This window comes from Methanospirillum sp. (genome assembly GCF_028679455.1).
GTDB lineage: Archaea > Halobacteriota > Methanomicrobia > Methanomicrobiales > Methanospirillaceae > Methanospirillum.
The window spans coordinates 1-13,134 of record NZ_JAJRBM010000044.1 but is presented as its reverse complement, the minus strand read 5'-3'; the positions used below and the strand labels follow the sequence as shown (position 1 = coordinate 13,134).

At 46.3% G+C, this 13,134-nt stretch carries 8 protein-coding genes; 2 read left to right on the top strand and 6 right to left on the bottom strand.

Going from position 1 to position 13,134, the window contains the following annotated elements:
• Positions 1 to 1,388, bottom strand: a 1,388-nt coding sequence (locus tag LUQ50_RS01300) for a S8 family serine peptidase (protein WP_300035009.1), incomplete at its 3' end; no start/stop codon positions are given.
• 193 nt (positions 1,389 to 1,581) lie between these two features.
• On the bottom strand, positions 1,582 to 4,371 hold the full coding sequence (locus LUQ50_RS01295) for a S8 family serine peptidase (RefSeq protein ID WP_300035006.1): 2,790 nt from the start codon (positions 4,369 to 4,371) through the stop codon (positions 1,582 to 1,584).
• Between the two features lie 104 nt (positions 4,372 to 4,475).
• Between LUQ50_RS01295 and LUQ50_RS01290 the strand changes: the two genes are divergently transcribed.
• Positions 4,476 to 5,804, top strand: a complete 1,329-nt coding sequence (locus LUQ50_RS01290; RefSeq protein WP_300035003.1) for an AIR synthase-related protein — start codon at positions 4,476 to 4,478, stop codon at positions 5,802 to 5,804.
• Between the two features lie 33 nt (positions 5,805 to 5,837).
• Here LUQ50_RS01290 and LUQ50_RS01285 read toward each other — a convergent pair whose 3' ends face one another.
• The 3 genes from LUQ50_RS01285 to LUQ50_RS01275 all read right to left on the bottom strand — a co-directional run bounded on the left by LUQ50_RS01285 (position 5,838) and on the right by LUQ50_RS01275 (position 10,791).
• Positions 5,838 to 8,423: a hypothetical protein gene (locus LUQ50_RS01285; protein ID WP_300034999.1), complete on the bottom strand. Its 2,586-nt coding sequence runs from the start codon at positions 8,421 to 8,423 to the stop codon at positions 5,838 to 5,840.
• A gap of 250 nt (positions 8,424 to 8,673) precedes the next feature.
• Positions 8,674 to 9,045 carry a tetratricopeptide repeat protein gene (locus LUQ50_RS01280; RefSeq protein WP_300034996.1) on the bottom strand — a complete coding sequence of 124 codons (372 nt, stop codon included), beginning with the start codon at positions 9,043 to 9,045 and terminating at the stop codon, positions 8,674 to 8,676.
• 189 nt (positions 9,046 to 9,234) lie between these two features.
• Positions 9,235 to 10,791 (bottom strand): tetratricopeptide repeat protein, encoded by a 1,557-nt coding sequence (locus LUQ50_RS01275; RefSeq protein WP_300034993.1) that lies wholly within the window; start codon positions 10,789 to 10,791, stop codon positions 9,235 to 9,237.
• 154 nt (positions 10,792 to 10,945) lie between these two features.
• Between LUQ50_RS01275 and LUQ50_RS01270 the strand changes: the two genes are divergently transcribed.
• The gene (locus LUQ50_RS01270) at positions 10,946 to 12,442 is read left to right on the top strand and encodes a helicase HerA-like domain-containing protein (protein WP_300034990.1); all 1,497 of its coding nucleotides are present in this window, start codon (positions 10,946 to 10,948) and stop codon (positions 12,440 to 12,442) included.
• Positions 12,443 to 12,586: 144 nt separating this feature from the next.
• Here the strand turns inward: LUQ50_RS01270 and LUQ50_RS01265 are convergent.
• A partial coding sequence (locus tag LUQ50_RS01265) for a hypothetical protein (RefSeq protein ID WP_300034987.1) occupies positions 12,587 to 13,134 on the bottom strand: 548 nt, incomplete at its 5' end.

Genomic DNA, 13,134 nt, shown 5'->3' with positions numbered 1-13,134 from the left:
TCAACTGAAATCCAATCCTGCCTGACTGCATCATACTTCCATATCGTGTGCCCGTCAGTGTTAATCCCCTGGAAAAGATCTTTACTCGTTTTTCCTGAAGCTGGGAAGGAAGGAATCGATACAAAATTCCAGCCAGAACTTAACGGAATCTCAACGGACACTTTTTCAGATGAAATACTTCGTTTGATCGAGGTTGAAGCTGATGAGTTCAGGTGCTGATGGGGTCTCAAATGAGAGGAGTTGATGGTGAGAGTCTGTGTAGCAGTAGTATTTATGAGATTTGTCCGTTGCTTTATTGATTCTCTCACAGCAGCGTCGATATTGAGAAGACCAGAGCCATAATAGATATCACATCCGGTTCTTCCCAGATCGCGAGCAGAAGAAGTAATGATGCCGATGATCTGATCTCTATTCAGTTCAGGATTGGCACTCTTAACTAACGCCGCTGCACCGGTAACCATTACAGCGGCAGGGCTTGTTCCGGTTGCCGAAATAACCGAGTTGTTCGTCCCCGTTGAAAGAATATTCTCACCCGGGGCTACAAGATCCACAAAAATGCCATAGTTTGAGAAATAGGAAAGCCCGTCTGAATTCGCAGTTGATCCAACCGAGATGACATCAGAGTAATCAGATGGATAATGCCCTTCGTTTGAAGCATCATTACCAGCAGGTGCGATTAGGATGCACCCTTTCCCGGTCGCATAAGTAATTGCAGCCTCTTCAGCAGGAGACTGTTCCGAACCCCCATATCCCATCAGTATGATTTGAGCGCCGTTATCTGCAGCGTGATAGATCGCTGCTGCAGAACATGAAGCGTAAATGCCGCTTGCATTGGTTCCGACCCGTTCAGGGATGAGAGATATATTCACTCCTTCTGTAGAATTCTCCCCCCGGGTCATAGCATATAGGATCCCGGAAAGATAGGTTCCATGTCCATCGGTATCCTGAACGAGTGATCGGTTTTCAACCCAGTCAAACCCATGTGGATTCAGGATAGGGAGCAGATCAGTATCAGAGATATTTACACCGGTATCAAGGACAGCAATGGTGACAGGAGGAGTTTCATTTCTGATCAAACTTCTGGCACTCTGCAGATTTGTCCTGTTGAAAGCCCATTGATCAGAGACCAGTGTAGCAGATGACGAGAGTGATGAAAACGGGGAGAGAATCTCCGGGATACGTATAACATCGGGCTCAATGTTGAGAACACCCGGGATTTTCAGAAGTTCATTCTGATAGTAGGTTGAGTTGTTAACCGGGACCTGGACCACAAGAAAGTTGAGTTGCGGTGCCCGCTGCACGATGGTACAGTTCCCAAAGACGGCAGAATTATTAAGTATTGCAAAATCAACAGGGGATTCCGTATTATTCTGAGTATAGAGGATCACTCGATCAGACTTACTCCAGTCAGTCTGATCCCCAACCGCTGAAGGAAACAGCCAGCAGGAAAGTATCAATAAAATTAGAGCGATAAAGCATTCGCTATTTCGCCCGAATGTTCTATAAGACCCCACTATGAACAACCCAGGTACTTTGATATCTGCACCATGGACTAATAAGATCTCCCGTTTGCATCGATGATCAGGGAATAAGAATCCCCGGGTTATTCATATAGATCCAGAATCCTTCCGTGGGATATAAGAGTCTGGCATCTGAATATGCCCCGGTTCCCCCATTTACCATTGCAGGCCGATATTGTTGTATCCGCGAGTCATAGACCAGGACATATGACCACGAATGTCCAAGAGGTGCGAAGAGATCTGAGGCTGTCATGGTACTCAGACCAGGAATGCCAAGGGGATTCCATCCAGCAATAAGACGGCGTGCAGTCATATTCCTGCGGTCATCATCATAGATCAGGGAAATGTTGGTGATATCTGTCGCATGGACCCAGATCACATCCATTTGATTCAGGAGAGAATCAATCCCTATCGGATCCCAGTGTCTTGCATCTGGCGAATATCGCCAGATCGTATGGCTGGTAGTGTTTACTCCGGAAAAGATGCATCCGGTATTGTTCCCGGCCTCAAGAGGATAGGGTATTGAGATCATATTCCATCCAGGATACAATGCAAGCGTTTCAGGCTGATCCATCTCTCTCGGTTGTGAGAGGTGAGATCCGTTTATCGATGATACCTGGCAGGGCTGACCCGGAGTAATATTTTCGACACCTGGAATGAGAAGTCGTGCATCAGGGGTACCATACCCAATTGCTGGATCCCACTCATCAGTGCCTGACGGTGTTGCATTCAAAAGCATGGCACGCACCTCGGTTGCTTTCAGTTCCGGGTGAGCACTCCAGAGAAGAGCACCTAATCCTGCAATGTGCGGAGCGGAAGCACTGGTCCCAGAAAAGGAACCCAGAACTCCATTGCCTGCACTGACTAAAATATTGTCAGGAGCAGTTATATCGGGCTTTTGTCTCAATTCAGGAACAGGGTACTTAATAGTAACCGGACCACGCGAGGAGTATGGTTCTACTACAGTTTTATTCGCATCAGGCATAGATGCCCCGACCGATAATCCCTCGGGAACAACCTGCTGCCCAAACATGGAATCCTCAAGCACACAGGGATCCAGAGAAACGGGATTTCCTCCCATCGGTAAAACATAGAGTTCTATCGTCCTGTTATCCCCACCTGCCTGCACTACGCGAACATAGTAATCTTTGGATACTGTCCCCTCGTTCATAAACCGGCAGTATTCGATCGGATCATCATCTCCATCCTGGATCTTTACGCTTCTGCCAATCTCCCGCAGCTGATCATTGTAGAGAAAAAGATCGTAGTTATTTGAGGACTCCGAGAAACGGTCATCCCATTCCAGGACAACGTGACCGGTTGATTGGGGGGGAGCAGTAAACTTCAGATCTCTGGATCCTCCGGATCCCTGGAAGTTATGCCATGCATATCCCTGATTGATATATCCATTAAACGGGGCCTGATAATGTTCCTGTGCAAAATTTCCTGCGGATGTAACAAACACAATGTCATAGGAGAGGATCCGGTCCCTGATGTTGCGTGCAATGTACCCATCCTCAAAAAAGGGTTCAACATAGGTGATATCATCGCAGATGATCCTACACCCGTCACGTATCAGTTGATCCAGTGCCTGTACATACTCTATCTGACTTGAACCCCGGTCGTGAAAATATAGTTCGGCATCAGGGGCTATGTCATAAAGGATCTGGAGCATCGCGGTCCCTTCATCTCCACCAATGCGATCATTGAGCACATGGAGACCACGTGGGAGTTCACCTGCAGCAACAACAGAATCCAGACTGGTCACACCATCAGAAATTACTCCGACTTTTATTCCATTTCCCGTAATATTCGTGGAGTTCCTGAACTCACCGGAGTGAAGGATGGTATCGCCATCAGAGGTAATTCTTGAGGTAAAGGCAGGGATCTGGGACATCACCGAGAGAACACCCGGCTCACGAGCTAGAGAGGAAAGATTCTGAAGGGTAAGCCAGCCTGATATTCTTCCATACAGGGGATCGGTTTCAGCACTGCTGAAATACTGCCTGATGGCAACAGATGAGCCGGATCCGATTTGGGCATTTACCATCACTTCATGATCATTATCAGTTGATCTCCGGAGTTCACCCGTAGCAGTCATCAGCCGGATTGCCTCGCCTGATGACTGACCTGGTGAAAGGTAACGGTCATCAAGCAACTGAACAAGGTCAGTAGAAAGCTTGCCCTTCCACATAGTATCACCTGCTTTCATCGTTGGAGGGGAAGACTGATTACCAAGGTTCAGATGGGTAGAATTAGACAGAGGAGAATCAAAAGAAGCCGATAAACAACCCTGATTCAACGTCTGATTCCAGAATTCACCAGAATCAGTGGGGGGAAGATATGAGGGCCCGATCATTCCGGATCCGGCAGGAGGAAGAACGGTATCGATCTGCCTGACTTCAGGAAGTGAGGCCAGATCTGCAATTCTATCTGGCCGGATCCAGGCGGTGATGATGCCAAAGGTCGGATCCGCTCGTGACTCATTCAGGTACCGGGAAAAATTCACAGCGCCTGAATCTGCAGTACGTGTGATGGTTACATGAATTTCGGACTGATTATGACCATTTAATCTGAGTTGACCAACCATAGCCATCTCACGGGCAAGATCGTCAGGCGTCATTCCCGGAGGACAGGTGGATAAACCCAGTAACTGGAGCAGATCGCTTGATAATTTTTTGCTCCAGTCTTCAGGGTAGGAGGTAGGGATTGCAGCCCCCGATACCTGGGAAGGAGTGGTCTGATTCTCATAATCGAAGGGTACAGAACCAGCAGAGCAGGAAAAAACAAACAGAATTGCACTCAACAACCCGATGAGCAAAATTTTCATGAACTGTTGATAGTGAACCATCTGCAATCCCACCAGAAAACAGTCCCCCCGGACCAGTACCTAAAGGTAGGTGAAGAAAGGTTATCAAGAAGACTTATTTATCAACGGTATGCAAATCAGGAGGCATGGATGTTGAAGGCTATGTCCGGCGAAATATCAAATCCGGCCGGGCAGAGGCTGAAATAGTCAGGGATCTCTCTTCGCGAATCCGTGAGATTAAGTCTGTTTCCAAGGGATACGCAGATCAGTTTGCGCACGCAGTTCTTACCGAAGTAAAAAACACAAGCAATCTTACCAGTGACCTCCTGACCTGTACTGAGGCAGGGGTTGCCATGGGAGAGTTCGGTGTCGGTTCACGGGGAACCGGTGATTTTTATGCACACCGTAAAATTGCCGAGATCATCGGAAAAACCAAGGCAAATGTCGGTGTGGATGAAATGGATGATGCCGGGGTGGTGGAAGCAGGAGGTAGATATATCATCTGTACCGTGGACGGAATGCACTCACGGCTGTCTGACTTCCCGTACCTTGCCGGATTCCATGTCACCAGGGCAACCCTTCGCGACTGCTATGTGATGGGAGCAAGGCCGGTGATGCTCTTTTCAGATATTCATGTCGCAGATGACGGTGATATTTCTAAAATTTTTGACTATACTGCCGGGATAACTACCGTAGGTGAAGTGATGAATGTGCCCCTCGTTTCTGGATCGACCCTGCGAATTGGTGGGGACATGGTTATTGGAGAGCGGTTTACCGGATGTGTCGGATGTGTCGGGGTTGCCGAGCATATAACTGCCCGCAGGGAGGCAAGACCGGGAGACGTCCTGCTCATGACCGAAGGAGCAGGAGGAGGAACCATTGCAACCACTGCTCTTTATTATGGATTTCCTGATATCGTGGACAGGACCATCAATCTTCAGTTCCTCAAAGGTGCAGATTCCCTGCTCAAAAGCGATGTGCTGAATCGTATCCATGCAATGACCGATGTAACGAACGGAGGACTGCGGGGAGATATTTATGAGATGGCAGAGACAGCAGGATGCCGGTTCATCGTTGAAGAAGAACAAGTCCTGGGGCTGGTCGATCCGGTTGTCAGAACGATGCTCGAAGAACTGGAGATCGATCCCCTTGGTGTCTCACTTGATGCAATGCTGGTGGTAGCCCCTGAAGAGGCAATACGTGGTGTAAAGAAGGTGCTTGAGGGTGCCGGCGTCAGGACTGCAGAGATCGGACGTGTAGAGAGTGGAAGAGCAGAACCGATCCTGATCAGAGATGGAAAAGAGACAGAGTTCAGACCACGGTTCAGAGAGGCAGCGTACACTCCCCTTAAAAAACTGGTAGACAGGGAAAGCCGTGACTTTGATGAGATGTGTGCAGGAGTTGACCAGGCAGCGGCCGCAGCACTGGCAAAGAAAACACGGATGATTGAGCGGATTGGCAGATTAAACTCATAATACTCAAATCTCATTTCTCGCTAAATAGAGGTATCAGGATCTTGTATACGCATGAACAAATCTCTGGCCGGAATATACATCCTCATTTGCTGTTGTGGCAGATTTCCCTGCCAGAAATATAATGTTATCCCCTTTCCATCTCTTATCCTTTGTCAGAATGACCGCCCCCTCAATCTTTCCATAGGCAGTAAGATTCGCATTTTCCAATACCAGAGATTCTGCGGTTATCCCAGCTCGGTACCCATACACCTCATTCTTTCCAAATGTTATCTGAATCTCACCACAAGGCACTGATAACCCGTAACTTTCACCAGTAATAGTCATCAGGCTTTCTGTCTTGAGGTTTCCCTTCTCTATCACAATACCACTCCCTCCTGAGTCCGTCATTCGTGAATTGGTAATGGTGATGAACCCTGAAATCAGATACATTGACCCTGACTGGAGGAGTATTCCATACTCATCAGCAGTAATTTCTAGGGTTGCTCCAGTCAGATTCAGACTCCCTTTTTCAGTGACAATTCCTCCAAACTGTCCAGTTATTTCGAGGGTACTCCCATGGATACCGATATCATCGAGAGTGTATATTCCAACGTTTCCTGTCGCAGTTAATCCAACACCTGAACCAGTTATGAGATTTCCACTTCTCACACAAAGACCGATCTCTTCACCACTTACCTTCAAAACTCCCCCATTAATGTTCAACGAATAACCAACAGAAAACCCGATATCCCCTGAAGCCGATAAAAAAGTAGTTTTTTCGATGAGAACTGTTTCAGCCACAAAAATGCCGGTTTTCCGGCCTGTTGCCGTGAGGGATCCCCCAAATACCCGCATGTATTCTCCGAGAATCCGCATCCCGTCTTCGGCTTCTCCGGAAAATGTTATCGTTCCGTTGGCTTGAGAATAGTTGCCATGTACCTCAGCTCCGCAAATCTTCCCGTTCGCCAAAATGAAACCTTCAGAGATATTCGCATATCCTGTAACCTTCAGAGCGGTATCTCCCGAAAGTATCATGTTTATTCCGACATAATCGAGATTACCACCAACGGATATTCCGGTCTCTCCTGATGCAGTGATACTCGCTTTCGTAATATGCAGATCTCCGCCTGTAGCTATACCCACCGTTCCATGAGATTCAATATTCACCCCGGTAATTTCCAGATCCTTGGAGACAAAAATGCCGTGATCCTCTCCTGATGTCTGGATTACAGAATTACTGATATTCACCGAGCCAGTTACATGTACACCGGATGAACCATTCATGGATCCCCGCATCGTGTTACAATAGAGATTACCATTTTTGAGACAGATGCTTGTACCCCCACAGGCGATATCCAGGATACATTCGGATAATTCCAGCGAACCGTTGTGTATTATAATCCCGTGGCCCTCGGAACTTTCAATCTGGTTATATCCTCCAGTTGAAGATTGAAAACCTTCTGCAAGATCAATTCCAACTTGATCTCCTTTTAATTTTAGGACGCACCTGTTGGTTGAGATTAAGCCACCTGAAAGAGATTGAATTGCTTTGTTGTGAGAATGGACATCAAGTACACTGCCGTTCGTGATGGATATATCTCCATATGCTACGATCCCATCTCCTAGTGTACGGATTATAAAACCAGAACTAGCAATTTCCAGCGTGCCTGTTTTGACGAGAATACCCTGCTCTTCACCCTGAATGGACAAAAAAGCATGACCCGTTACTCTGAGATTTCCCTGGAAAATATGGATTCCTGCTCCATGAGAACTTTGTATTTGGTTATCTATTTGGGTAATATTAAGGGTGATATCTCCATATGCCTTAATGGCTGACCCATGATAGTTAGAAAGTGTAAGGGTGCGTGTTTTCGTTTCCCAACTCCATCCAACGCCATAACAGTCTTCTTCGACATAATACGATCTTCCCCCGATTATCAACTCCTCGTGAGTCTCATATTGCCTTACATTACATGAATTAGCGTTTGAGACATCAAGCGTTGTATGCTGACCGTTGTCACCCTTTTTCGCACATGATAACTCAAATTCAAGTTCTTGTCTTTGAATCAGATCTGAAATCGGTATAAGAGTGTTACAATACGTGATTACGGCGGGAAAGTCTTTACTTCGTCTGATAGTATCAATGATTGATACCCACTTTTCTGAGGGGATATCATCAAAGGTTTTGTTTCCAGAAAATATCAGAGAAAGTGCGATTTTTCGGCATGAAATCGCTAAATCCGGATGGAATATACTATCAGCACACCAGGCCGCAAAGATATAATTATTGATGGCTTTTTTTGGTTTGTTCTCTGCCAGTAAAATATATGCCGCACGGAGGAACAGGGAAGGGGAAATAGGTAATTCTGAATTATAGAGGCTGATATACTCAAGAGATTGCAGAAGTTCTCTGGTGACTGATGTCTTTTCACCGATATCTTCAGCGATGTATCCACAATGTGGACATACCTCAAGTATTCTATTAAGGATAAATTCAGTCAGCTCTTTTGGACGGCCTTCCAGATCAATAATACCCGAAGGTCCCGTAACAAATGGATGAACAATAACAGAACTGGTCTTTTGGGTCGACTTGTTATGGCAGACCGTGCAAATTTTTGTACTGATGATTGTCGGGGGCATGGAATAAATATTGGGTTTTTATATCGAGAGAGATCAGCAGATAAACGAACCTGACATTAATTACCGAGGGTTTTCCGGAGGATCGTAAACTGAATATATACACCTTGGTAGGGGTACAATGGGTGAAAGAAGAATTTACAAGTAATGTTGCAGAGTTATTGAAAACAAGAAAACGCGATATCAGATAAAGATAACGGTCTTCTTGCGATGAGTGATGGACCTTGGCGATCCTCTTTTTTTCCAATCGTTTTTACTCTGCTCCTGTTGCGATTGAGATTCCCCGGTGAATGCATTCGTTGCCTTCCTGGGATGATCCCATCTTGGTAAGGGTAACCCCTTTGTTATACCACGTTTCCGCATTGAGCGGATCGCATTCAAGGGCAGATTCATAGCAGACAATTGCTTCCTCATATCTGCCGAGAATGTCGAATACATTCCCCTTCGAATGAAATCCTCTGGCATTACGGGGATCTAACTCTAGAACCTGGTCATAGATTGTTATGGCTTTCTCATACTCCTGGCGAAGTTTCAGTTCATTCGCCTGACGTAAGATAATCTCCACATGGGGATCTATGACATGTATGATCCTGTTTTCAATACCGGATCCTGTTTCTCCTCCCATAAGATTAGTTATTAATTATTTTATTTATAGATTTTGTAAGTAAAAAAATAATAATATTTATTATTTTCTAACATGGGCGAAAGTTGCCATAATTTCATAAGAATCACTTGCGCTTCTTTCCACAGCATCCAGAAAAGTTCTTCAAAACCTAAAAAATGGCGGAACTGCCAAGATATAACAGTTATGGCATTAATCGTGAATAAGTCTGCTCTTGATCTTTCCGGTCATCGATGGATCCAGTTTCCGTGCTCTGCTCATGGTCTGGAAGGCTTCCTGCTTCATGCCGAGTTCATCCATCACATGTGCCTTCCAAACCAGTGCTTTCACATAATCAGGACGGATATAGAGAGCCTGATCAAAACTTGTCAATGCTTCCCGCAACCGTACAAGAACCGTGTAAATCTGCCCAAGATGATACCAGGCATCAGCACTGTCAGAGTGTACAGCAATGACCTGCTGAAATGATCTGATCGCATCAGCATTCTGATGCAACGCTTTATGGGCACGACCTTTGTTCAGCAATGTCCGAAAATCATTTGGAGTTTTTTCGATGATCCGATCATAACAGGCGAGTGCATCCTCATACCTCCCTGCACGATGAAAAAGCACGCCTTTATTGTACCACGCTCTCAGATCATCAGGATTCTCTTCAGTTACATGCTCATAATACTGGAGCAGATCGCCATACCGCTTCAATTTTCGCAATGTCTTGACGCGGTATGCAGAGACATCATCATTATGAGGGTTGAGCAATAACGAGCGATCAAACCGCTTCAATGCATCCTGATACTTGTCAAGACCCATATAGGCAATCCCCATCAGACTCCACCCGGTGCTCTGAAGTGGCTCTATACTGGTCATTTCATGGGCCGACTGAAGAGCTTCTTCAAAACGACCTGATTTGATATACCCCATAGTTCTGATATACAGACCCATATGATTATGCGGAGTTATCTTCAGGAGTCGCTTTGCTGATGAGAGTGCTTCAGAATAGCGGCCTTCACTCAGAAGAGCACGGGATTTCATCTCCCATGCCGGAATGTGATCCTCACGCAACTCCAGAAGTTTATCGATGAGGGAGATAGCATCAGAATGCCGCCGTGTTTTGATCCGGCAAAATGCCATGAGCAGTAGCGCCCGGATATGATCAGGGTTCTCATGTACCAGGATATCCAGATCATCAAACGCATCATTATATTGTTGCAGATGTACTTTGCAGAGCCCGGCAAGAAACCGGGATCGAGTATTGGCAGGATTCTCGTTCAGAACATCAGTGAGGAACTGAAGCGATTTTTCATAGGATCTATTGCGATACCAAAGGAAGGCAAGATAGTAATTAGCCAGAATTCTAGATTTTTCATAGGATTTTGCCCGGTTGAGACTTTGCTCAGACTCATCGGGTTGATTCAAAAATAATGCAATAATTCCTTTGTATAACCATGCAATACCATCGTCTGAATTATAATTCAGACTCATCTGGATGAAAGGTGATGCCTTTTCCCATTCGCGTTCCAGAATCAGTTGCCTGGCAGTTGCAAGATATGGATTTACTCCGGGTGCTGGTTTTGATTCCCCTTCAGACGGGTCAGGTAGGACGGAGACTTCATCTACAATCGTGCTGGAAATAAACCGATCATCAGTTTCTTCAAGTTCTCCCTGGAGAGCATGATCGACGGTAATCGGCTCAAACAACTGCCGCTCTTCTTCCTTTAGTACCTCTACCGGTTCATCCTGAGGCGGGGTCACACCCATATACTGGTATTAGGGTACTTACGCAGACAATAAATGTTCGATTGGTCGTAAGAGGTGCCCTCATAACCGTAATCAATCAAACAGGTATTCACAAGATTTCAGAATAACCGCTGAAACATTTATCCCTTTTTCACTTGAGTATTGTATTATGGCTGATCCACTATTGATCGCAAAAGGGAGTACTGATCAATATATTCTTCCGGAGATGCTAAACCGGCATGGGCTGATTGCCGGTGCAACCGGCACCGGAAAAACGGTTACGCTCCGTGTACTTGTCGAGAATCTCAGCAGGATCGGAGTTCCGGTATTCCTTGCTGACATCAAAGGGGATCTCTCGGGGATTGCTCTGGAAGGGGGGGGAAATCCAAAGATCGATGAGCGGATCAAAAAACTAGGAATCACCGGATTTTCATATGCCCGGTACCCGGTAATATTCAGAGATGTTTTTGGTAAGGATGGACATCCGGTAAGAACCACCATTTCTGAACTTGGGCCATTATTACTCAGCCGTATCCTGGACCTGAATGAAACTCAGTCCGGAGTGCTCTCAATCATCTTCAGAGTAGCAGATGACAACGGGTGGCTCCTCCTTGACCTGAAAGATCTCAGAGCAATGGTAGCATATGTTTCAGATCATGCTGCTGAGATCAAAGGGACCTACGGAAATGTGAGCACCAGTTCTACCGGTGCAATTCAGCGTGCACTCCTGGCACTTGAGGATCAGGGAGCAGATCAATTCTTTGGTGAACCGGCACTGGATATTTCCGACCTTATCAGATTAGAGGGAGGAAAGGGAGTGGTCAACGTCTTTGCGGCGGACAAACTGATGCAGTCGCCAAAATTATACTCCACATTTCTGTTGTGGCTGCTCTCAGAACTCTATGAACAACTCCCTGAAGCTGGTGATCTGGAAAAACCAAAATTCGTCTTCTTCTTCGACGAGGCACACCTCCTCTTCAAGGACGCATCAAAGGCACTTGAAGAGAAGATCATCCAGATTGTCAGGCTCATCAGATCCAAAGGAGTGGGAGTTTACTTCATTACCCAGAGCCCGTCAGATATTCCTGAAGATGTGCTGGGACAACTGGGTAACAAGATTCAGCATGCCCTCAGGGCAACAACCCCGAACGAAGAGAAGGCGGTAAAGACGGCTGCACGATCATTCAGACAGAATCCTGCATTTGACACCCAGAAGGTCATATCAGAACTTGGAATTGGAGAAGCTCTGATATCAGTGCTAGATAAACAGGGAACACCAACACCGGTGGAACGGGCATTCATTATGCCACCGTCAAGCAGGTTATCTGTCCTTACTCCCGAAGAACGCAAAGCCATTATGAGTTCCTCCCCAGATGCCGGGAAGTATGATACAACAGTGGACCGGAATTCAGCTTATGAAAAACTGGCAAAACGAGCAGAATCAGATCGCGAAGTATCAAAAGAACCTGTAGAAAAAAAACTGGTCGAGAAGACGGTAAAACCTGAACCCTCCCGCACCCCTGCATCAAGAAGCAGAAAACAGGATCAACCAGCTGAGATAGTCGGTGACATTGCAGTATCAGTCGCTAAGAGTATTGGAACTCAGGTTGGGCGCCAACTTGTCAGGGGGCTGCTCGGGTCACTTGGTGGAACCAAAAAAAGGTGAACACCGGCTTTTTGGAGACCGGACACCAATAACAACTAAATTTTTCAATCGAAACGAGAAATATTTACGTACAGGACAATACTGTCAATTTTTATGAACAGGAGTTAGTTCATCTTCGGTTCATGTCCGCTTATTCAAAAAAAGTTACGGAATAATGCCACCCTTGTACGCTGAAGAGAGCACTTTTCTGACCAGAATAGAAGGCCCATTATCTGGTTTTACCTCCAGGGTGAAAGTATCTCCTCCCCGGGGACGGCTCCCTTCAGGCAGTGTCAGAGTGACCAGTTGCTGCTCACCTGGATTAATCGTTCCGGACACCGGCTGGATACGTGTGATTTCTACCGGAGTTCCCTCTCCGACTGATAGCAGATAGGTAATACGGTTCATATCCTGCGGAGACCCGGTTGCCTGTTCGCGAAGGGTCAGAGATAACTCCTGAAGTTCACCGGCATAAAACCCGGTCAGTGAACCTTCAACTGCAAGATTAGAAACAACTCCCCCGGATTCACGTAAGTTCATAGTTGAACTTCCTACATACTGGGGAGATGGATTTGCAATTACACCTCCCCGGTATTCATCAGGTAGTTTCCCATTATAATACGCAGGCAACCCTGTCGGGGGCCGGATCTCAAGATGATACTCTTCACCTGCACGGGGCTGCTGGTCTGAAGGGATCTGAAGATTGACCAGTT